The following is a 19,794-nucleotide window of genomic DNA, read 5'->3' on the forward strand; positions in this document are numbered from 1 at the left end:
CCGGGAGCCGCCGCCCCCGCGCCCCCCCGGCCCCCCCCCCCGGGGAAAAACCCCCCCCCCCCCCCCCCCCCCCCCCCGCCCCCCCCCCCCCCCCCGGGGGGGGGGGGCCCCCCCCCCCCCCCCCCCCCGCCGCCGTCGTCGTTAACGCGGTGCGTCCTGTTCCGTGCACGGCGTTCCGAGGCGTTGCCCAGCCCCGCGCCTGGGCTAGGCCGCCGAGGCCAGCCGTCGACGGCGGCGGCGCTGCAGCACGAGCCCCACGAGGCACAGCACAACGCCTGCGGACCCCACGGAGACGAACCCGGCCCCCGGGCCGACGCCGTCGATGAAGAGGCCGGCAAGCGGTGCCCCGAGGGCGACGCCGCCGGTCAAGGCCGATCCGTACCAGCCCATCGCCTCTCCGCGGCGGCTCTCGTCGACGAGCTCGGCGACCTTCTCCGAAGCCGCCGAGAGCACCGGGGCGCACAGCAGTCCCGGCAGCAGCGCGAGCAGGCTCAGGGTCCAGGTGTCTGTCCCGAACGCCATCGGGATGGTCAGGGCGGACATGCCGAGCAGCAGCAGGATCGGCGAGATCGGCCGGTGCATGGCGCCGTAGATCAGCCCGCCGACCACCGACGCCGCGCACCAGAAGAGGAAGACGAGCCCGATCTCGGCCTGGTGGCCGCCGGTCTCGAGGGCGGCCACAAAGCCGACGTCGGTGCCGCTGAGCACCATGCCCGCCCCGGCCGCGACGGCGAAGACGGCAGCCACGGCTGCCGTGAACCAGGTGAAATTATGGATGACCTTGTGGCGTAGCCCGGCGCCGCGCCGCCGCCTTTGCACCGCGGCGGCTGCCAGCGGGGCCAGTTCTGCGGCGGCTTCCTGCAGGTGTGCCGGGGCGGCAGCCACGACGGCGGCTTCCGCGCCATTCTGTTCATCCGCATCGAGTCCCGCCTCGAGCCCGGCGTCAAAACGGGACTCGATGTGGATGAACACGGCGCTGCGGGTCGGCGGGTTGAACCACATCAGGAACAGCCCGGACACCGAGGTGGCAATGCCGACGATGGTCAGGCCTACAACCGAGTAGCCGGCGGTGGCGACGAGGGCGCCGGCGGCGGGGCCAATCATGAAGACCAGCTCGGTGGAGATCGCATCGAGGGCGAACGCGGTGCGCCGCTGCTCCCCCGTGGCCAGGACGCCGAGGGACTGGCGCACGACGCTGAAGATCGGCAGCGTCAGCAGGCCGCCGACAAACACCAGCGGCAGCAGCAGCTCGTAGGAAACGTGCGGCACGATCGACCAGATGACGGTCTCGGAAATGACGGAGGGGATCAGTGCCTTGCGGAGGCCCACGGTGTCGACTCGCCGTCCGCGCCAGGGCGCCCCGACGGCGATGCCGATCGTCATGACTGCTGCCGCGGCACCGGCGGCCGCATAGCCCTGGCCCAGGCTCAGGACGATGTGCAGGGTCAGCAGCACGCCCGCGGCGGCGTGCGGTATGCGGGCAATCATCCCGACCAGCAGGAGCCGCCTGATCGGCCGGACGGCCAGCAGCTCCCGGTACAGCGTGAAGTTCACGGACTACATCCTTTTCATACTGCCCAGGCAGCCTGGTGCTGCTTCCGGCAGGAGTCCCCCGCTGGCCGTCAGCTACGGTGCTGCGCGCTGCAACTTGACTTCGATCGAGTCAACCCGTTCGGCAAACAATTCATTCCGGGCCCAGGCCGTGTTGAGGCCGGCCACGATGGACCGCACCTCCGCGGCGTCGAGCCCGTCCTCGAGGTAGAGGACCACCCGGAGTTCCGGGCCCGCACCTCCGCCGGGAAGCTGCCGTCCATCAGCCGCAGCCGAGGCAACTCCACCGCCTGGATGAATTTCAACACGCCGGACCTCCGGAAAGCCAGCCGCGGCCGCGCCGATGGACCGCGCCAGCTCAGGATCAGCGTACGACGGGGTCCACGGCTGCTGCTGCGCGAGGGCCCAGACGGCGGGCCGGCGCACCACATACGTCAGGTCCGAGCCGGGGTCCAGAACCAGCAGCTCGGCGCCCTCGGCGACGGCGGACAGTGCTGCCCGGGCCGCGTACACGGCCACCGGGCGGGCCTCGGGATGCCAGGTCCGAAGCGCCGCGGCCGAGGTGAACACGGGCATGGCCGTCCGGCCGTCGGGCGCTTTGAGGGTGACGAGGGCCATGTCGGACTGCTTGTCCCCATGCAGCCGGTCACCGTGCAATTTGTCCTCTGCCGGGCGCGTCGAGCCTTCGTCTTCTTCGGCGAGCCGGGCAAGGATCGGAACGAAGACACGCGCGGTGGCGAGTGAGGCGATGACTGCGGCTTCGTCGCCGTCGCCGGTGGCGAGGCGCGCGAGGGCCGCCAGGTAGCCGGCGTCCGCCGCGCCGTCGTCGTTGTCGAAATTGTGGATCCTGGCGTCGTCACCGGCGAGGCTCCGCCCGGCCCACGGCTGGCCGGCCGAGTCAGCCGCCCCGCCGGCGCCGGCCAATGCTGCCGCGATGTGCCCGGGAAGATGCCTTTGCGGGGCGGTGTTCCCGCCTGCGTCCGGCGTCGGGTTGGTGCCTGCCGGCTGGTGTTCCATCGCTGATGACCGGCTAGCGGCGGCCGGCGGCGTCGAGCGCCTCGGGCAGCGTGAAGTTGCCGTTGTAGAGGGCCTTGCCGACGATGGCGCCCTCGACGCCGAGCGGGACGAGGGAGCGCAGCACCTTGAGGTCCTCGAGGCTGGAGATGCCGCCGGACGCGACGACGGGCTTGCCCGTCTTCTCCACCATCTGGCGCAGCAGTTCGACGTTGGGACCCTGCAGGGTACCGTCCTTGGTCACGTCGGTGACGACGTAACGGGCGCAGCCAGCCTCTTCCAGCCTGGCCAGGACCTCCCAGAGGTCGCCCCCTTCCTTGGTCCAGCCGCGGCCGGCGAGGGTGGTGCCGCGGACGTCCAGTCCGACGGCGATTTTGTCGCCAAAGCGCTCGATCACGCGGGACGTCCACTCGGGGTTCTCCAGCGCCGCGGTGCCGAGATTGACCCGGGCGACGCCGAGGTCCAGGGCCTTCTCCAGCGATTCGTCGTCGCGCAGGCCGCCGGAGAGTTCCACCTTGATGTCCAGGCGACCCACCACCTCGCGCAGCAGTTCGGCGTTGGATCCCCGGCCGAACGCGGCGTCGAGGTCCACCAGGTGGACCCACTCGGCCCCCTGCTGCTGCCAGTTGAGTGCGGCCTCCAGCGGGGTGCCGTAGCTCGTTTCGCTGCCGGCTTCGCCCTGGACAAGGCGGACTGCCTGGCCGTTGACGACGTCGACGGCGGGCAGCAGCTGGAGCACGGGCAGCGGGGTTTCGGTGGTCATCGGGGGATCCTCAGCTTCTCAGGTGGCGGCGGATGGTCGGGAATGCTGCGGGACCGCTAGGCGGCGGGCAGCGTCAGGAAATAGGCGGCCAGAAGCGACATCCCGGCCAGCACGTAGAACACGATCTGGACCCAGCGCGGACTCTTCTGCTGCCGGAAGGACAGCGCCCCGCCAACTAGCAGGCCGGCAAGCCCCATCAGGACGATGGACCACATCTAGGCGGTCTGTTCCGGGCCGGCGCCGGTTGCGCTGCCCGGGGCGGCCGCGTCCGGGGATACCTTGCGCAGGCCCTCGACCCAGTTGCGCAGCAGGCGTGCGCCGGCGTCGCCGGACTTCTCCGGGTGGAACTGGGTGGCGCACAACGGGCCATTTTCAACCGCCGCGATGAACGGGGCGCCGTGATCGGACCAGGTGACCAGCGGCGCCGTCATCCGGGGCTGGATAACGTCGAAGTCCCAGTGCTGCACGCCGTAGGAGTGCACAAAGTAGAAGCGCTCGTCCTCGACACCGGCGAACAGCTTCGAACCTTCCGGCACCGAAACTGTGTTCCAGCCCATGTGCGGCACCACCTCGGCAGGCAGCAGTTCCACCTTGCCGGGCCACTCCCCCATGCCCGATGCCTCGGTGCCGTGTTCCACACCGGCCTCGAACAGGACCTGCAGGCCCACGCAGATAGCCAGCACGGGACGGCCGCCGGCCACGCGGCGTCCGATCATACGGATCCCGTCGACGGCCTTGAGCTCGCGCATGACTGTTTCAAAGGCTCCGACGCCCGGGACGACGAGGCCGTCGGCGTTCAGGACCTCCTCCGGCTTGGCGCTGAGGATGACCTCGGCGCCGGCCCGTTCCAGGGCACGGACTGCCGAGCGGACGTTGCCGGATCCGTAATCCAGCACCGTGACGGTGGGTTTGCCCTCGGGCGAGACGGGCTTCCGGCCGGCGTCGGGGTTGAGGATGGCGCCGTCCTGCAGCACCTTGCCGGTCACAGTGCGCCCTTGGTGGACGGGATGCCTTCGACGCGGGGATCCGGCTCCACGGCGGCGCGCAGGGCGCGGGCGAAAGCCTTGAATTGGGCCTCGACGATGTGGTGCGGGTCCCGGCCGGCGGTGACATTCATGTGCAGGCAGATGCCCGCGTGCAAGGTGATCGCCTCGAAGACGTGCCGGGTCAGGGAGCCCGTGAAGTGTCCGCCGATCAGGTGGTATTCCTGGCCGGCCGGCTCGCCGCCGTGGACCAGGTACGGCCGCCCGGAAACATCGACGACGGCCTGCGCAAGGGCTTCGTCCAGCGGCACCGTCGCCTCGCCGAAGCGGCGGATGCCGGCCTTGTTCCCCAGCGCGGTGCGCAGGACCTCGCCAAAGGTGATGGCGACATCTTCCACCGTGTGGTGGACGTCGATGTGCGTGTCGCCAGTGGCCTTGACCGTCATGTCGATCAGGGAGTGCTTGCTCAGCGCCGTCAGCATGTGGTCGTAGAACGGGACCGAGGTGCTGATGTCCGAGACGCCGGTGCCGTCCAGGTTGATCTCGACCAGCACGGATGACTCGCTGGTGGTCCGTTCCATGCGTGCGGTCCGGGCAGCGGTTGATCCGGTGTTGCTCATGTGGGTGTCCTTTGGATGACGACGGTGCCCGGCGTTCAGGCGGTGTGGATGTCCTGTGTGTTAAGTCTAGGCGGGCTGCACTGCGCGGCCGGCCAGGATCCGTTCGAGGGCTTCGAGGAAGGCTGTGGTTTCCGTCTCAGTCCCCGCGGTGACGCGAAGGTGCCCGGGAATGCCGACGTCCCGGACCAGCACCCCGGCATCGAGCAGCTGCTGCCACACCTCGTGCGGGTTGTCGAGACCGCCGAAGAAGACATAGTTCGAATCCGAGGCGGCTGGCTTGAGGCCCATCCGCTGCAGTTCGGACACGATCCTGTCCCGCTGCCGCTTGATGTCCTCGACGTCGGCCATGAGCGCCACGCGGTGGTGCAGGGCGGCTAGGGCGGTTGCCTGGGTGATGGCGGAGAGGTGGTACGGAAGCCGGACGAGGCGAAGGGCGTCGGCCACCTCGGGCGCTGCCGCCATGTAGCCCACACGCGCGCCGGCGAGGGCGAAGGCCTTGCTCATGGTGCGCGAGATGATCAGCCGTTCCCGGCCCGGCAGCAGCTCGAGCGCACTCGGCGTACCGTCGTGGGCGAACTCGTGGTAGGCCTCATCGACGATCACGATCGTCTGGCTGGCTTGACCGGCTTCGTACACAGCCTGCACGACATCGAGGCCCAGGCCCGTGCCGGTGGGGTTGTTCGGGGAGCACAGGAACACGATGTTGGGCTCAAGTTCGCGGACCTGGCGCGCCGCCGACTCCGCACTCAGCCCGTAGTCCTCGGCCCGGTCCCCCACGATGTATTCCGTGTCCGTCCCGGCGGCGAGCAGGGGGTACATGGAGTACGTGGGAGGGAAGCCCAGTGCCGTGCGTCCGGGTCCGCCGAAGGCCTGCAGGATCTGCTGGAGCACCTCGTTGGAGCCGTTCGCTGCCCAGATGTGCTCCGCGCCCAGCCCGTGCCCGAGGTATTCCGCCAGGGCTTCGCGCAGTTCCGTGAACTCGCGGTCCGGATACCGGTTCAGGCCGGCCGCTGCCTCTGTTACCGCCGCGGCGATGGCCGCTCGGACGTCCGCCGGCACACCGTGGGTGTTCTCGTTGACGTTGAGCAGGATGGGGACGTCCAGCTGGGGTGCCCCGTAGGGGCTCATTCCCCGCAGATTGGTCCGGAGGGGAAGTCGGTTCAGGCGCTCTAACTGGTCAGTCACTTCACTAGTTTAAGTGAGACGGCGGCGGGCCCTGAAACTGTGACGCCTGAGGCCAGCCCGTCGACGCCTCGGCGGCGGCCTGGTACGCGACGCTCCCGGGGCCGGCAGACTACTGGGCCCGAAGACTACTGGGCCGGGACGAAGAGGGTCTGGCCGGGCAGGACGCGGGCGGCATCGAGGTTGTTGAGCTGGACGATGTCGGCGACGACGTCGCGGGGGTCGCGCCCCGGTGCCACCGTCCCGGCGATGGCCCACAGTGATTCCCCGGGCTGCACCGTGACGGAGACGGTGGGGGTCAGTGACAGCTCCTCAACAGACTCGGAGGCCTTGGCAGGTGCATTCAGGAAGCCGCTGAATGAAAGGATCAGGGCGGCAAGCAGGATCAAAGGCACGCCGAAGAAGACGAACCGGCCCCGCCTGGTCAGCCGCAGTGGAGCCTGCCTGGCGCGGGACGCACCGCCGGCCGGAGCGGCCGGACGGAAGGAAACCCGCGGTACGGACCGGCCATACCCGCCGGATGCGTCATGGCCGAAAGTGTCGTGAAACGCGCTTGATGCTGACATGAACTGAGCCCTCCTGGACCATACTGGGCCGCCGGCGTACTCCACGTACTTGCCGCCAACCGGCCTAACCTTCGAACATAGAACCGAACAAACGCTCTCATCGAACTGCCATGCTCACATCCGACTCTCGGAAGTTCGAACACATATTCGAACGTCACCTGTCCAGTTTTAGCACCTATTAACGAACATTGTCGAGACTCGCTAGAACAAATGTTTGAAAAAGCTGTGTGGCTGGCCTACGTTTGAGTCACAGGACAACCACTTCTGCAGTCGATCACCAGTAGTTGATCAGCGGGGTCTGACATTCAGGCCGGAAGGTCCCGGTAGCTGCAGCCCGGCAGCCCGGGCGGAATGGAAAGGCATTGGCGAATATGGCAGCACCAGCCACCGGTGGCAGGGCATCCCAACGGAGCCCGCAGTCAGCCAGGCCTCCCAAGAGCCTGACCGTCCGGCAGAAGAAGATCCTCGAAACCATCCAGCGTTCGGTGGCGGACCACGGCTACCCTCCCTCGATGCGCGAGATTGGCGACACTGTGGGTCTGGCGAGTCTCTCCAGCGTGACGCACCAGCTCTCCCAGCTCGAGAAGCTCGGCTACCTGCGGCGGGATCCCAAGCGGCCGCGCGCCATGGAAGTGCTCATGCCGCTGACCCTCGACGAGGGCAGCCCGAAGGTCTCGGGAGTGGAGAAGTCCAGCGGCCTGCGCGCCGTGGGCGGGCTGTCCGTCTCGGAACTGGCCAGCGCTACGGATACCGCAATGGTCCCCCTCGTCGGCCGTATCGCGGCTGGCGGCCCGATCCTCGCGGACCAGGTTGTGGAAGACGTCATGCCGTTGCCGCGCCAGCTGGTGGGCCACGGAGAGCTCTTCATGTTGAAGGTGGCGGGCGACTCGATGATCGATGCCGCCATCTGTGACGGCGACTGGGTGGTGGTGCGCCGGCAGGGCGACGCCGTGAACGGCGACATTGTTGCCGCGCTGCTGGACGACGAGGCCACGGTCAAGACGTTCCGCCAGCGCGACGGCCACACCTGGCTGCTGCCCCAGAACACGCAGTACGAGCCAATCCTCGGCGACCACGCCGTCATTATGGGCAAGGTCGTCTCGGTCCTGCGCTCCCTTTAGTGGGCATTTAGGGTCAGCGCGTTAGGACCTGCGAGCAGGGCCCCCTCCGGGACATAGGAGGGGCCCTCAGCGTTCCTCCCCAGTTGCCTGCACCGGAACAGCATTCCGACGCCGGAAAACCCCGCAACTCAGGGGATGCCGAGGGCCGCGGGCCGAGGCAACCGGGCGGGAACGTCACAGCCCGGCCAGAGCGGCCTCCTCGGGCTCCCTGTCCGTCTGCCTACTTGGCGGTCTGCGCCGGCTCCTTGGAGAGCCGTTCCAAAGCCGCCATGGCAATTGCCGGATCAGTGGTCGGCCAGAACGGCGGCAGCGCTGCCCGGAGGAATCCCCCATAGCGTTCCGTGGACAACCGCGAATCCAGCACCGCCACCACTCCCTTGTCCGTCGTCGTGCGGATCAGCCGTCCGGCGCCCTGGGCCAGCCGGATCGCGGCGTGGGTTGCGGACACACTCATGAATCCGTTGCCGCCGGCCTGGGCCACCGCGCGGGAGCGCGCTGTCATGAGCGGGTCATCCGGCCGCGGGAACGGAATCCTGTCGATGACGACGAGCCGGCAGGAGCCCCCCGGGACGTCGACGCCCTGCCACAGGGACATGGTGCCGAAGAGGCAGGTGTCCGGTTCATCGGCGAACTGGCGCACGAGCGCCGTCATGGTCGAATCCCCCTGGCACAAAATGCTCATGTCCAGCCGGGGGCGCATCGCCTCGGCGGCGTCCTCGGCAGCCCGCCGGGACGAGAAGAGGCACAGTGCGCCGCCGCCGGAAGCCCGGATCAGTTTTTCCAGCTCGTCCAGCGCTTCCGGGGACGTGCCGCGGCCGGGCTTGGGCAGGTGCTTGGCAACATAGAGGATGCCCTGCTTGGGGTAGTCGAAGGGCGAGCCGACGTCGACTCCGGTCCAGCTGGGCGCTCCGGGGCCTACCAGGCCCAGACCTCCGGCCGCCGGTTCGAAGGCGGAGCCGATGGCGAGTGTGGCCGAGGTCAGGATGACCGTGTGGTCCGCGAACAGGCCCTCGCGGAGCCGTCCGGCGACGCTCAGCGGGGCCACGTTGATCAGGGCCGGTGCGCTCTCGTCCGGCTGGGAGTATCCCTGCGCAGGGTCGAAGGTGCTGTTCCGGGAAAACCAGACCACCTCGCGGTTTTCGCGGGCAGCGAGCAGCCGTTCGCAGAGTTCCAGGATGACCATGAGGCGGGAGCGCGCGAGCTGGCGCCCGCCGTCGGCAGCGTTGGCGCTGTCCCCCTTGGAATCGGAGAGCGCGGCGCGGCAGGCGTCACGCAGCTGGTCCACGCAGTCGAGCTGCTCGCTGTTGAGCCCGTTGGGCATCAGCCCGCTGGGGACGCCTTCAATGGCAAGCTCGAGGTTGGACGCGGCATTGCTGAGCGCGTCCACCGTGATGGCAGTGTGCTTCCGGGCCCCGGAGGCGGCGACATGCACCATTGCCACGGAGAGCTGGCCGGACACGGCCCCGGTGACGCGGTCCTGCAGCTCGTGCGCCTCGTCCACCACCACGACGTCGTACTCCGGCAGCACGGCGAGGCCTTCGAAGGCGCTGACCGCCAGCATGGCGTGGTTGGTGACGACGACGTCGGCGTCGGCAGCGTTCTGCCGGGCCAGTTCGCTGAAGCATTCGGCCGCCAGGGGGCACTTCTGCGCGCCGAGGCATTCCATCGAGGTGACCGAGACCTGGCGCCAGGCGCGGTCCGTCACACCGGGCATGAGCTCGTCCCGGTCCCCGGTGGCGGTCTCCTCCGCCCAGTCGCGCAGCCGGACGACTTCCTTGCCGAGCTGGGAGGAAGGGCCGCCCATTGCCGCAGCGAAGTGCGGCACGGACGTGTCCTCGCCGAGGGAAAAGAGCTGGCCCTCGGACGGTTCCTCGGAAGGGAAGCCGCCTTCGAGCTTGTGTTTGCACACATAGTTGGAGCGGCCCTTGACGAGGGCCACCTTGACCGGGCGGTCCAGGGCAGGGGTGATGGTCTTGAGCAGCCGGGGCAGGTCGCGGCCCACGATCTGGGTCTGCAGGGCCAGCGTGGCCGTGGAGACGAGGGTGGGTTTGTCGCTGACGAGGGAATGCGCGATCAGCGGGATCAGGTAGGCCAGAGACTTGCCCGTGCCGGTGCCGGCCTGGACCAGCAGGTGGTCGCCGGTGTCGATCGCCTGCGCCACCTGCCGGGCCATTTCGTGCTGGCCGCTGCGGCTCTGACCGCCCATGCCTGACACCGCCCGGTCGAGCAGATCGATCACGAACTCTTCGCCGGCCGGTCCGCCGGTTCCTGCTGAACCGGTTCCTGCTGAACCCTGTCCCCCTGAACCCTGTCCTGCCTTAGTCTGTCCGGCTGAACCCTGTCCTGCTGAAGCCATTCCGCCGGACGCGTCCCCTTCCGGGTCCTCCCCCGCCGGGCGGTTCGCGTCCGGGTCGCCCCCGGCCACCGCTGCCTCAGTCATTGCTGATGAACGAATCCAGTTCGGCGGCCAGGCCCTCGCGCACCATCACGACGGCGCGGGTGCCGGTCTCCTCGTGGTCGAGGCTGAGGATCTCGGCGTCGGTCTCGTGCAGTTTGTTGAGCAGGTCTCCACGGTTGTACGGGATCATCAGCTCCAGCTTCACGCTGGGCCGCGGGATGCCCTCGCTGATGGCCTTGAGGAGTTCCGGGATGCCTTCGCCGGTGCGTGCCGACACCACAATGTGGCGCGGTTCGCGCTGCTTGAGCCGTTCGATCACGAACGGGTCGGCGGCGTCGGCCTTGTTCAGGACGATGATTTCCGGAACCTTGCGGGCGTCGACCTCGCTGAAGACCTTGCGGACGGCGGCAATCTGGCCCTCCGGATCCGGGTGCGAGACGTCGACGACGTGCAGGATCAGGTCCGAGTCGGCAATCTCTTCCAGGGTGGAGCGGAAAGCCTCCACGAGCTGGGTGGGCAGCGAGCGGACGAACCCCACGGTGTCGGCGAGCGTGTAACCCAGTCCGTCCGAGGTTTCGGCCTTGCGGACCGTCGGGTCCAGGGTGGCGAACAGGGCATTCTCCACCAGGACGCCGGCGTCGGTGAGCCGGTTCAGCAGCGACGATTTGCCGGCGTTGGTGTAGCCGGCGATGGCCACCGAGGGCACGGCATTACGACGGCGGTTGGCGCGCTTCGTTTCCCGGGCCGGCTTCATCGCGGCGATCTCGCGCCGCAGCTTGGCCATCCGGGTGCGGATCCGTCGGCGGTCCAGTTCGATCTTGGTTTCACCGGGACCACGCGAGCCCATGCCGGCACCGGCACCGCCCACCTGGCCACCGGCCTGGCGGGACATCGAGTCACCCCAGCCGCGCAGGCGCGGGAGCAGGTATTCGAGCTGGGCCAGTTCCACCTGGGCCTTGCCTTCGCGGCTCTTGGCGTGCTGGGCGAAGATGTCCAGGATCAGGGCCGTGCGGTCGATGACCTTGACCTTGACGATGTCTTCCAGGCTGCGGCGCTGGGACGGAGCCAGTTCGGCGTCGACCACGACAGTGTCCGCGCCGGTGGACATCACGATGTCCTTGAGTTCCTGGGCCTTGCCGGAGCCGAGGAAGGTGCCCGGATCGGGCTTCTGGCGGCGCTGGACAATCCCGTCGAGGACCTCCGAGCCGGCGGTCTCGGCCAGGGCGGCGAGTTCGCGCAGCGAGTTCTCGGCATCGGCGAGGGTTCCTTCGGTCCAGAGACCGGCGAGGACCACGCGTTCGAGGCGCAGTTGCCGGTATTCGACCTCGGTGACGTCTTCCAGTTCGGTGGACAGGCTGCCGGTACGGCGCAGGGCGTGCCGTTCCTCGAGGTCCTGCTGGTCGCCGTCGTAGTTGCTGTGTTCCTCGTCCGGCCGTGAGATCGCCTGGGCCTTGCCGAGCACCGACTTGGGCTCGCCGGTGGCCGGGGACGCCTTCCGGGCAGGGGCTTCCTTGGAGAGGATCCGGTCGATGACAGCCTGGATTTCCGCGGGACTCATGTCCTGGGCTGCTGAATCGGGTCCGGTGTTGGGCTGACTGGTCATGGTCTCCTTTGAAGGTTCGGCAATTTCAGAATAGTGCCGATCGGTGCCGTGTGGGGCGGAATTCGCGCTGGGCTGACGACTATTGGTCAAACGGGCCTCCTGGATGCCCGCGGCGGCGGTGCCGGGGCAGGGTGGGCTCCGGGTGGGAGCGGGGAGATGTGGGCGGAAGCTAACGGACCGATCCTGGCGAATCAGGGCGCTTTCGCGGGATGTTCATACGCTGAGCATTGCTGGACTCCAAGTGATGCGGGCGCCGGGCAGGGAAGGAATCACTGGATTTGGGCGCGCTGCACGAAAGAAAACTGGCGGAAGGTGGGTACCTGCGTCGCTGCGGGGACGGGACTTAACCCGTGCCGGCTACTTGAAGTTCAAGAACATGCCTCAAAGACTAGCAGACTCTCAATCTGCCGGTTTCCCATACAGGCCGACGGCCAACTAATCTGGCCAGTTATGGAGTCTGCACACTATTTCAGCGCCCAGCCGGCCGGGCCGTTCACCCGCAAGCCACTGACCGTGGAGCTTGCCGGTGAGACACGCCACCTGCAGACCTCCTCGGGCATCTTCAGCCCGGACGGCATCGACAAGGGAACGGCCGTGTTGCTGGCCGATGTGCCCTCCCCTGCGCCGCAGGGAAACCTTTTGGACATCGGTTGCGGCTGGGGCCCGATCGCGCTGACCATGGCACTGCGGGCACCTCATTCACGCGTCTGCGCGGTGGACGTGAACGAGCGCTGCGTGACGCTGACGAACGAGAACGCGGCGCTCCTGGGGCTGGGAAATGTCACGGCCAGCACACCCGACGCCGTCGATCCGGAGCTGCGCTTCGACACCATCTGGTCCAACCCGCCGATCCGGATCGGCAAAGACGAGCTTCATGCCCTGCTGCTCCTGTGGCTGCCGCGGCTGGCCGAGGGCGGCTCGGCGTGGCTCGTGGTGCAGAAGAACCTGGGGTCCGATTCGCTTCAGCGCTGGCTCGCCGCCGAGCTGGGCAGCAGCTTCACAGTGACGCGCGAGAGCACCTCGAAGTCGTTCCGCATTCTGCGGGTCAGGAAAGCGTCCCGCTAGCCACGATCACGGCCGGGCCGCTGAGCTCGACATGCTCGTGGCCTTCGGTGCCGAGGAAGAATTTCACGCCGACGACACCGCCCGGCACGTGGACGTTCCAGACGTCCGGGGCACCCTGGCCGGCCCAGTGGCGGATCGCGACGGCGGCCGCGCAGGCGCCGGTGCCACAGGACTGGGTTTCGCCCACGCCCCGCTCGTGGACGCGCATGGTGATGGTTCCGACGCCGTCGTGCACCAGCGGCTCGGATGGCACAACAAACTCGACGTTGGTGCCGTGAGGTGGCGTCGGATCCACATGGGGTGCGGTGAACAGCTGCGTGGCCTCGAGCTCTGCCAGTTCGGCCAGTGCAACGACGGTATGCGGGTTGCCCATGCTCACGGACAGAGCGGGCCGCGCGACCTCAAGTCCTGTGGCGCTGACCAGTGAATCCATGGCCCGCGCGGTGGCTTCGCCCGGGAAGATGAACTCCCAGGGGCCCATGTCGACGGCGTAGCCTGCCGCGGTGCGCACAATGGTCTTGGCCCCGCCGCGGGTGCCGATGGTCAGTGACTCCCCGGCGGGCAGCTCGACGAGGCCTTCGGCGATCAGGAAGTGCACAAAGACGCGGACCCCATTGCCGCACATTTCCGAGAGCGAGCCGTCGCCGTTGCGGTAGTCCATGAACCATTCGGCGTCCGGGTGCTCCGTGAGCAGCTCCTGGCCTTCGGGGAGCAGCCGGGAGGGGACGGCGCGGATCAGGCCGTCTCCGCCGATGCCGCGGTGGCGGTCGCACAGTGCCGCGACCTGCTCCGGGGTGACGGAGAGGGTGCCCTTCGGGTCTGCGAGGAGCACAAAGTCATTGCCCGTGCCGTGTCCCTTGGAGAATTTGAGTCCGCTCAGGGCTACAGTGTTGGCTTCAGTGCCTCGGTCAGCGGCCACGGCCAGGGTTTCGTCCATGCTCCAAGGTTACCGTTCCGGCAGAACCGGGACTGCAGAACGCGGCAGCTTTGGCTATGAGCTCGGGATCCTGCCAGTCCAGCCAGTGGATGCGGGGGTCCGCGCGGAACCAGGTCAGCTGGCGGCGGGCGAACTGCCGGGTCGCCACGATGGTCTCCTCGGCCGCCTGTTCCACGCCGGCCTCGCCGTCGAGGACCCGGAGGAACTGGGCGTAGCCGAGGGCCCGCGGGGCGGTCCTGCCGAGCCGGAGCCCGGCCCTATCAAGCTGCCGGACCTCTTCGAGCAACCCTTGGTCCACCATGGCGTGGACGCGGCGGGCGAGCCGCTCCCTGAGCAGTTCGCGGTCCACCTCGAGGCCGATCTGGACAGCAGGCTGGAAATACTCGCGGGTGGGCATGAAGGAACTGAAGGGCCGCCCGGTCAGTTCGTGGACCTCGAGGGCACGGATGATCCGGCGGGCATCGCCGAGCCGGCCGGCGGACACCGGATCCACGGTCTCCAGCCGGGCCCGCAGCGGGGCGGGGCCGTCCGCTTCCAGTTCCGCCTCCAGCTTGCGGCGGATGGCAGGATCGGTGCCCGGGAAATCCAGCACGTCAAGGGCGGCGCGGACGTAGAGCCCGGAGCCGCCGGCGAGGATGGCGCGCTTGCCGCGGGTATGGATGTCCGTGATGAGCGCGCGGACCTGCTGCTGGAAGTCCGAGACGCTGGCTTCCTCGGTCACGTCCAGGATGTCCAGGAGGTGGTGCGGCACCCCCCTGCGTTCGGCGTCGGTGATCTTGGCGGTGCCGATGTCCATGCCGCGGTAGAACTGCATGGAATCGGCGTTGATGACTTCGCCGTCGAGCTCCAGCGCGAGCGAGACGGCAAGCTCGGACTTGCCGGAACCGGTCGGCCCGACGACGGCTATCACCGGCGGACCGCCGGGTGCCGGCCGAGGCAGTGCGTCCCGCACTGCGCCGGCCTGAGTGTCCGGTGCCTTGCCGGCCGGCATGCCCTCCGGACCTGCCACCGGCTAGCGGCCGCGGACCGGAAGGGTGGGCATGCCCAAAGACACACCCGTCTTGCCGGCGGCTGCCCCCGGCGCCGGCGCGCCGCAGGAGTCGGCCTGGGACCGGTCCCAGGCATCTCCTGCGCGGGAGCGGCGCAGGCTGTAGTCGTCCGCCGTCACCGGGTCGGCGACGAGGTGGAAGGACGCCGCCCCGGTGATGGTGACGGTCACGAGATCGCCGGGGCGAGGCACTTCGGCGCCGGCGGGGACAGAGAAGTGGACCAGCCGCTGGTCCTGGGCGCGGCCGGAGAGCCGGTGGGTTTCCTCGGCTTTACGGCCGGACTGGGCCGTGACCATGACCTCGACGCGGTGGCCGAGCTGGCGGGCGTTTTCCTCGGCAGCGATCCGGTCCTGCAGCGCGGTGAGGCGTTCGAAGCGTTCCTGGACCACGGCCTTGGGCAGCTGGTCCCGGAGGTCCGCGGCGGGGGTGCCGGGCCGCTTGGAGTACTGGAAGGTGAAGGCGGTGGCGAAGCGCGACTTCTCCACGACGTCGAGGGTGGCCTGGAAGTCCTCTTCAGTCTCTCCGGGGAACCCGACGATGATGTCGGTGGAGATGGCCGCGTGCGGGATCTTTTCCCGGACCTTGTCCAGGATGCCGAGGAACTTCGTGGAGCGGTAGGACCGCTTCATGTCCTTGAGGACCTTGTCCGAGCCGGACTGCAGCGGCATGTGCAGCTGCGGCATGACGTTGGGGGTCTCGGCCATGGCGTCGATGACGTCATCGGTGAAGGCGGCCGGGTGCGGGCTCGTGAACCGGACGCGTTCCAGGCCGGGGATGTCCCCGCAGGCGCGCAGGAGCTTGGAGAAGGCCTGCCGGTCGCCGAATTCGACGCCATAGGAGTTCACGTTCTGGCCCAGCAGGGTGACTTCGATGGCGCCGTCGTCAACGAGGGCCTGGATCTCGGCCAGGATGTCACCGGGCCGGCGGTCCTTTTCCTTGCCCCGCAGGGCCGGGACGATGCAGAAGGTGCAGGTGTTGTTGCAGCCCACGGAAATCGACACCCAGCCCGCGTAGACCGAGTCCCGCTTGGTCGGCAGCGTGGAGGGGAAGACGTCGAGAGATTCGAGGATTTCCAGCTGCGCCTCGTTATTGTGCCGCGCCCGGTCCAGCAGGGCGGGAAGGGCACCGACGTTGTGGGTGCCGAAGACTGCGTCCACCCAGGGTGCCTTCTTCAGGATGGTTTCGCGGTCCTTCTGCGCCAGGCAGCCGCCGACGGCGATCTGCATGCCGGGGTTGGCGGCCTTGACCGGAGCCAGCATGCCGAGATTGCCGTAGAGCTTGTTGTCGGCGTTCTCCCGGACCGCGCAGGTGTTGAAGACCACGACGTCGGCCAGCTCACCTGCGGCGGGGACGTACCCGGCGGCTTCGAGCATCCCGGACATCCGCTCGGAATCGTGCACGTTCATCTGGCAGCCGAAAGTGCGCACCTGGTAGGTACGCGGCTGCACGGCAGCATGCGCGGGCATGGCGTCAGCTGCAGACGGGGAGTCCAGGGAGGGGGTGGTGCCGGCCGCTGGGGAGGGAATGGTCAAACTCACCTGTTAAGGGTAACGGGTCCGCGCCGCCGCCGCGCCGGAGGGTGCACCGGAGCCCGGGTTCAAGGGACGCCGGGTTCAATAGTCCGGGTCTGCTTCTGCCGCCGCTGCCACGGCTTCGAGCACCTCGCCCACGATCCTGAAGGCCTGCGAGGGCTGGTACCCCTTGCGTGCGAGCATCGAGGCCAGCCGTCTCGTGGTCTTGTCCCGCACCTCGCGGTCTTCGAATCCGGTGACGCCGCGAAGTTTGCGCTGGACGAGTTCCCGGGCCGCAGCCTCCTCGTCTTCGTCGCTGAGCTGTTCCAGGGCGATGGCGGCGGTGTCCGCGTCGATGCCCTTGTCCGCGAGTTCCCGCCGCAGGGCGCCCTTCGCGAGCTTTCGGCTTTGGGACCGGCTCCGGACCCACAGGTCCGCGAACTCCGCGTCGTCGACGAGCCGGACCTCTTCGAAGCGGTCCAGTACGGCTTCGGCGACATCGCCCGGGATGTTTCGCTCGGCCAGCTTCCGGGCAAGCTGAAGTCTGCTCTTGGGCGACGACGTCAACTGCCGCAGCACGATGGCCCGCGCTGCCGCCGCCGGATCTGCGTCCCGGCCGTGCTCGGGCGAAGGACGGGAACGACGGCGCCCGTCCCCCGGACTGTCCTCAGGCCCGGCGCGGCCGGCAAGGCCCGGGGCAGGACTCCCGGAGGAGAATCCTGCCCCTTTCCGCGCTCCGCGTCGTGAAGGCGTGCCTTCAGACACCAGGCCGTCAGAAGCCGTCAACGGCCTTCAGCTGCGGCGATGCTTCGGTCTCGGCCGGGGCCTTCACCCCGACGCCGAGCTTCTCCTTGATGAGACGCTCCAGTTCGGAGGCGAGCTCAGGGTTGTCGCGCAGGAAGCGGCGCGAGTTCTCCATGCCCTGGCCGAGCTGGTCGCCGTCGTACGTGAACCAGGATCCCGACTTCTTGATCAGGCCGTGCTCGACGCCCATGTCGATGATGCCGCCCTCACGGGAAATGCCCTGGCCGTAGATGATGTCGAACTCGGCGATCTTGAAAGGCGGGGCCATCTTGTTCTTGACGATCTTGGCCTTGGTGCGGTTGCCGACGGAGTCAGCGCCCTCCTTGAGGGTCTGGATCCGGCGGACGTCAATACGGATCGAGGCGTAGAACTTCAGGGCCTTGCCGCCGGTGGTGGTTTCCGGGGAGCCGAAGAACACGCCGATTTTTTCACGCAGCTGGTTGATGAAGATGGCGGTGGTCTTGGTCTGGCTCAGCCGGCCGGTGATCTTACGCAGCGCCTGGCTCATCAGGCGGGCCTGGAGGCCGACGTGGCTGTCGCCCATGTCCCCTTCGATTTCCGCGCGGGGAACCAGCGCGGCGACGGAGTCGATGACGATGACGTCCAGGGATCCGGAGCCGATGAGCATGTCCATGATTTCCAGGGCCTGCTCGCCGGTGTCCGGCTGGGAAACGAGCAGGGCGTCGGTGTCCACGCCCAGCCTGGCCGCGTATTCGGGATCGAGGGCATGTTCGGCGTCGATGAAGGCTGCGATGCCGCCCAGGCGCTGGGCGCTTGCCACCGCGTGCAGTGCCACCGTGGTCTTACCGGAGGATTCCGGACCGTAGATTTCAACGACGCGGCCGCGGGGCAGCCCGCCAATTCCCAGGGCTATGTCCAGTGCAATGGAGCCGGTCGGAATGACCTCAATGGGTGCACGGACTTCGTCGCCCAGGCGCATGACCGAGCCCTTGCCGAACTGCTTGTCAATCTGGGCAAGCGCTGCGTCGAGCGCCTTCTGGCGATCCGGGGCTGCGGCCATGGTTCACACCTCTAATGCTTTCTCGCTGTGGAGTGGCCGTATCGGCCCTTCGTCTGTCATCGCTGACCTGTCTTCACTGACGCTAGTGGCACCCACCGACAGAGTCGCCGGCCTGCACCGCGTATGTGGAAAGCGCGCTAGAAAAAGCATAGTCCCACCCGAACAGATATTCGAACAATCCGGCGGCGTGTCAGTGTTTGAGAGTGTCAGTGGTCGGCGTATCAGTGGTCGGCGTGTTCGGCCGGCCGCGGGTCAGCGCGCTTTGACGTCGCGGCCCAGCCGGCGCTCCGGCGGTACATCCTGGACGTCGCAGAGGGCCAGCCAGACCTGCCGCGGCGGCACGCCGGCGCTGAGGGCCTGGTCCGCCGTGCGGCCGCCCACTCCGGACAGGACCAGCGAGCTGCTGAGAACCCGGGAATAGCCTGCCCCGAACTCGTCGTCCATGAGCCGCCAAAAGTCACTGATTCGCACCAATAAAGTCTCTCACGGTGCGGGACTCTAGAATGGTTGCCATGAGCAACCCAAGCGAGGGCCCCGAGAATTCAATGAATTTTCCCGGGAACGCCGAGGATCCCCTGACCGCTGTAGAGCACCAGTTGAGCCTGCTGTGGCGCCGCGCCCGGTCCGTGTCCCAGCAGCTCTCGCGGCAGGTCCATCCCGACATGGAGCCGGCAGCCTACGGCCTTCTCAGCGTGATCCGCCGGAAGGGCCCGATCCGGTTGACCGAGCTGGCCTCCTGCATCGGCGTCGGAAAGCCTTCGGTGAGCCGGCAGATCGCATTCCTGGAAAACCTCGGCCTGGTTTCCAAGGAGGCCGATCCGCTCGATGGCCGGGCCCAGTCAATCAGCCTGACGGCCAGGGGCGAGGAGAAAATGCACCAGGTCCAGGACGCCCGGCGTGAGGTCTTCCGGGAGCGGCTGTCAGAGTGGCCGGCCGAGGAACTGCAGGCCTTCGCGGCCTACATGGCCAAGCTCAACGACACGTACGAGCGCGACGGCTTCCCCGGGGACGAGTCCGCGTAAGTACGCCTGAGCCCGTACTCCGGCGCACCGTCCCGGACGCGGAAAAGGTCCCCGGCACACCGCCGGGGACCTTCCTTAGATCGAATGGGGGCCGGGGCTAACGCGCCCCGGAGAGAAGGCCCTTGGCCAACTCGTCGTTCAGGTCCGAGTTGAGCTCATGGTCCAGGTCACGGCCGTAGCGCTGTGCGAACTCCTGCGGGACGGTGTCCGGAACTGCCACACCCTCGACGACGGCGACGCGGTCGCTGACTTCGCGGAGCATGCTGGAGAGCGGAACATCGAGGGCCGAGCAGATCGAGGAAAGGAGCTCCGAGGAGGCTTCCTTTTGGCCGCGTTCCACTTCGCTCAGGTAGCCCAGTGAAACGCGGGCACTGTGCGAGACTTCGCGGAGGGTACGGCCTTGGCGTTGGCGGACATCGCGCAGAACGTCGCCGATTTCGTGACGAAGTACAACCATCTTGCGCTCCTTCTGTTCGCTCTTAGCCTGATCGGCGAGGCCCACATCCTTCCAGCGGACAACGCCGTTTACGGATACGGGCTGCTTTACCATCTGTATCGCCTTGCTCCCTCGTATGTCGAGTCCG

The 19,794-nt window shown here is 68.1% G+C and carries 20 protein-coding genes; 3 read left to right on the forward strand and 17 right to left on the reverse strand.

Features of this window, described 5'->3' with window-relative positions:
• Window positions 1–204: 204 nt before the first annotated feature.
• The 8 genes from ABIB26_RS14735 to ABIB26_RS14770 form a co-directional block, all read right to left on the reverse strand.
• Window positions 205–1,554, reverse strand: a complete 1,350-nt coding sequence (locus ABIB26_RS14735) for an MFS transporter (protein ID WP_354244499.1) — start codon at window positions 1,552–1,554, stop codon at window positions 205–207.
• Between the two features lie 72 nt (window positions 1,555–1,626).
• Window positions 1,627–2,568: an SseB family protein gene (locus tag ABIB26_RS14740; protein WP_354244502.1), complete on the reverse strand. Its 942-nt coding sequence runs from the start codon at window positions 2,566–2,568 to the stop codon at window positions 1,627–1,629.
• Window positions 2,569–2,581: 13 nt separating this feature from the next.
• A complete protein-coding gene (gene priA / locus ABIB26_RS14745) occupies window positions 2,582–3,328 on the reverse strand; it encodes a bifunctional 1-(5-phosphoribosyl)-5-((5-phosphoribosylamino)methylideneamino)imidazole-4-carboxamide isomerase/phosphoribosylanthranilate isomerase PriA (RefSeq protein WP_354244504.1) in 747 nt (248 codons plus the stop codon).
• 56 nt (window positions 3,329–3,384) lie between these two features.
• Window positions 3,385–3,543: a CG2302 family histidine operon protein gene (locus tag ABIB26_RS14750; RefSeq protein WP_354244507.1), complete on the reverse strand. Its 159-nt coding sequence runs from the start codon at window positions 3,541–3,543 to the stop codon at window positions 3,385–3,387.
• Window positions 3,544–4,314 carry an imidazole glycerol phosphate synthase subunit HisH gene (gene hisH, locus ABIB26_RS14755; RefSeq protein ID WP_354244510.1) on the reverse strand — a complete coding sequence of 257 codons (771 nt, stop codon included), beginning with the start codon at window positions 4,312–4,314 and terminating at the stop codon, window positions 3,544–3,546. It lies immediately after the preceding gene.
• The gene (gene hisB, locus ABIB26_RS14760; protein WP_354244512.1) at window positions 4,311–4,931 is read right to left on the reverse strand and encodes an imidazoleglycerol-phosphate dehydratase HisB; all 621 of its coding nucleotides are present in this window, start codon (window positions 4,929–4,931) and stop codon (window positions 4,311–4,313) included. Before hisB ends, hisH begins: the two co-directional genes overlap by 4 nt.
• Window positions 4,932–4,997: 66 nt before the next feature.
• Window positions 4,998–6,116, reverse strand: a complete 1,119-nt coding sequence (locus ABIB26_RS14765) for a histidinol-phosphate transaminase (protein ID WP_354244515.1) — start codon at window positions 6,114–6,116, stop codon at window positions 4,998–5,000.
• A 125-nt stretch (window positions 6,117–6,241) separates the two neighbouring features.
• Entirely contained in the window at window positions 6,242–6,679 is a 438-nt protein-coding gene (locus ABIB26_RS14770; protein WP_354244517.1) for a LysM peptidoglycan-binding domain-containing protein, read from the reverse strand.
• Window positions 6,680–7,050: 371 nt separating this feature from the next.
• Here ABIB26_RS14770 and lexA point away from each other — a divergent pair, with 371 nt between their 5' ends.
• Window positions 7,051–7,800: a transcriptional repressor LexA gene (gene lexA / locus ABIB26_RS14775; protein WP_354244520.1), complete on the forward strand. Its 750-nt coding sequence runs from the start codon at window positions 7,051–7,053 to the stop codon at window positions 7,798–7,800.
• A gap of 220 nt (window positions 7,801–8,020) precedes the next feature.
• Here the strand turns inward: lexA and ABIB26_RS14780 are convergent, their stop codons facing one another.
• Window positions 8,021–10,240, reverse strand: a complete 2,220-nt coding sequence (locus tag ABIB26_RS14780; protein WP_354244523.1) for an ATP-dependent DNA helicase — start codon at window positions 10,238–10,240, stop codon at window positions 8,021–8,023.
• The gene (gene hflX / locus ABIB26_RS14785; protein ID WP_354244525.1) at window positions 10,233–11,801 is read right to left on the reverse strand and encodes a GTPase HflX; all 1,569 of its coding nucleotides are present in this window, start codon (window positions 11,799–11,801) and stop codon (window positions 10,233–10,235) included. Before hflX ends, ABIB26_RS14780 begins: the two co-directional genes overlap by 8 nt.
• A 450-nt stretch (window positions 11,802–12,251) precedes the next feature.
• Here hflX and ABIB26_RS14790 point away from each other — a divergent pair, with 450 nt between their 5' ends.
• A complete protein-coding gene (locus tag ABIB26_RS14790) occupies window positions 12,252–12,866 on the forward strand; it encodes a class I SAM-dependent methyltransferase (protein ID WP_354244528.1) in 615 nt (204 codons plus the stop codon).
• Here the strand turns inward: ABIB26_RS14790 and dapF are convergent.
• The 6 genes from dapF to ABIB26_RS14820 form a co-directional block, all read right to left on the reverse strand.
• Window positions 12,847–13,803 (reverse strand): diaminopimelate epimerase, encoded by a 957-nt coding sequence (gene dapF / locus ABIB26_RS14795; RefSeq protein WP_354244531.1) that lies wholly within the window; start codon window positions 13,801–13,803, stop codon window positions 12,847–12,849. The genes ABIB26_RS14790 and dapF overlap by 20 nt on opposite strands.
• Window positions 13,775–14,755 (reverse strand): tRNA (adenosine(37)-N6)-dimethylallyltransferase MiaA, encoded by a 981-nt coding sequence (gene miaA / locus ABIB26_RS14800; protein ID WP_354244534.1) that lies wholly within the window; start codon window positions 14,753–14,755, stop codon window positions 13,775–13,777. The genes dapF and miaA overlap by 29 nt, the downstream gene beginning before the upstream one ends.
• A gap of 60 nt (window positions 14,756–14,815) precedes the next feature.
• Window positions 14,816–16,390 (reverse strand): tRNA (N6-isopentenyl adenosine(37)-C2)-methylthiotransferase MiaB, encoded by a 1,575-nt coding sequence (gene miaB / locus ABIB26_RS14805; RefSeq protein WP_354244537.1) that lies wholly within the window; start codon window positions 16,388–16,390, stop codon window positions 14,816–14,818.
• A 75-nt stretch (window positions 16,391–16,465) separates the two neighbouring features.
• Window positions 16,466–16,942 carry a regulatory protein RecX gene (locus ABIB26_RS14810; protein ID WP_354244540.1) on the reverse strand — a complete coding sequence of 159 codons (477 nt, stop codon included), beginning with the start codon at window positions 16,940–16,942 and terminating at the stop codon, window positions 16,466–16,468.
• Between the two features lie 193 nt (window positions 16,943–17,135).
• Window positions 17,136–18,188: a recombinase RecA gene (gene recA, locus ABIB26_RS14815; RefSeq protein ID WP_354244543.1), complete on the reverse strand. Its 1,053-nt coding sequence runs from the start codon at window positions 18,186–18,188 to the stop codon at window positions 17,136–17,138.
• Window positions 18,189–18,440: 252 nt separating this feature from the next.
• The gene (locus tag ABIB26_RS14820; protein WP_354244546.1) at window positions 18,441–18,659 is read right to left on the reverse strand and encodes a DUF3046 domain-containing protein; all 219 of its coding nucleotides are present in this window, start codon (window positions 18,657–18,659) and stop codon (window positions 18,441–18,443) included.
• A 41-nt stretch (window positions 18,660–18,700) separates the two neighbouring features.
• On the opposite strand from ABIB26_RS14820, the gene ABIB26_RS14825 reads away from it, so the two are divergent.
• Window positions 18,701–19,210, forward strand: coding sequence for a MarR family winged helix-turn-helix transcriptional regulator (locus ABIB26_RS14825; protein ID WP_354244549.1), 510 nt, complete (start codon window positions 18,701–18,703; stop codon window positions 19,208–19,210).
• Window positions 19,211–19,307: 97 nt separating this feature from the next.
• Here ABIB26_RS14825 and ABIB26_RS14830 read toward each other — a convergent pair whose 3' ends face one another.
• Window positions 19,308–19,760, reverse strand: coding sequence for a helix-turn-helix domain-containing protein (locus ABIB26_RS14830; RefSeq protein WP_354244552.1), 453 nt, complete (start codon window positions 19,758–19,760; stop codon window positions 19,308–19,310).
• Window positions 19,761–19,794: the final 34 nt, after the last annotated feature.

Source organism: Arthrobacter sp. UYEF20 (assembly GCF_040546335.1).
Lineage (GTDB): Bacteria > Actinomycetota > Actinomycetes > Actinomycetales > Micrococcaceae > Arthrobacter.

Coding starts and splice junctions, on each gene's coding strand:
- ABIB26_RS14740 (WP_354244502.1), bottom strand. CDS start 2,568: ATGGAACACCAGCCGGCAGGCACCAACCCGACGCCGGACGCAGGCGGG.
- priA (WP_354244504.1), bottom strand. CDS start 3,328: ATGACCACCGAAACCCCGCTGCCCGTGCTCCAGCTGCTGCCCGCCGTC.
- ABIB26_RS14750 (WP_354244507.1), bottom strand. CDS start 3,543: ATGTGGTCCATCGTCCTGATGGGGCTTGCCGGCCTGCTAGTTGGCGGG.
- hisB (WP_354244512.1), bottom strand. CDS start 4,931: ATGAGCAACACCGGATCAACCGCTGCCCGGACCGCACGCATGGAACGG.
- ABIB26_RS14770 (WP_354244517.1), bottom strand. CDS start 6,679: ATGTCAGCATCAAGCGCGTTTCACGACACTTTCGGCCATGACGCATCC.
- lexA (WP_354244520.1), top strand. CDS start 7,051: ATGGCAGCACCAGCCACCGGTGGCAGGGCATCCCAACGGAGCCCGCAG.
- ABIB26_RS14780 (WP_354244523.1), bottom strand. CDS start 10,240: ATGACTGAGGCAGCGGTGGCCGGGGGCGACCCGGACGCGAACCGCCCG.
- hflX (WP_354244525.1), bottom strand. CDS start 11,801: ATGACCAGTCAGCCCAACACCGGACCCGATTCAGCAGCCCAGGACATG.
- ABIB26_RS14790 (WP_354244528.1), top strand. CDS start 12,252: ATGGAGTCTGCACACTATTTCAGCGCCCAGCCGGCCGGGCCGTTCACC.
- dapF (WP_354244531.1), bottom strand. CDS start 13,803: ATGGACGAAACCCTGGCCGTGGCCGCTGACCGAGGCACTGAAGCCAAC.
- recA (WP_354244543.1), bottom strand. CDS start 18,188: ATGGCCGCAGCCCCGGATCGCCAGAAGGCGCTCGACGCAGCGCTTGCC.
- ABIB26_RS14825 (WP_354244549.1), top strand. CDS start 18,701: ATGAGCAACCCAAGCGAGGGCCCCGAGAATTCAATGAATTTTCCCGGG.
- ABIB26_RS14830 (WP_354244552.1), bottom strand. CDS start 19,760: ATGGTAAAGCAGCCCGTATCCGTAAACGGCGTTGTCCGCTGGAAGGAT.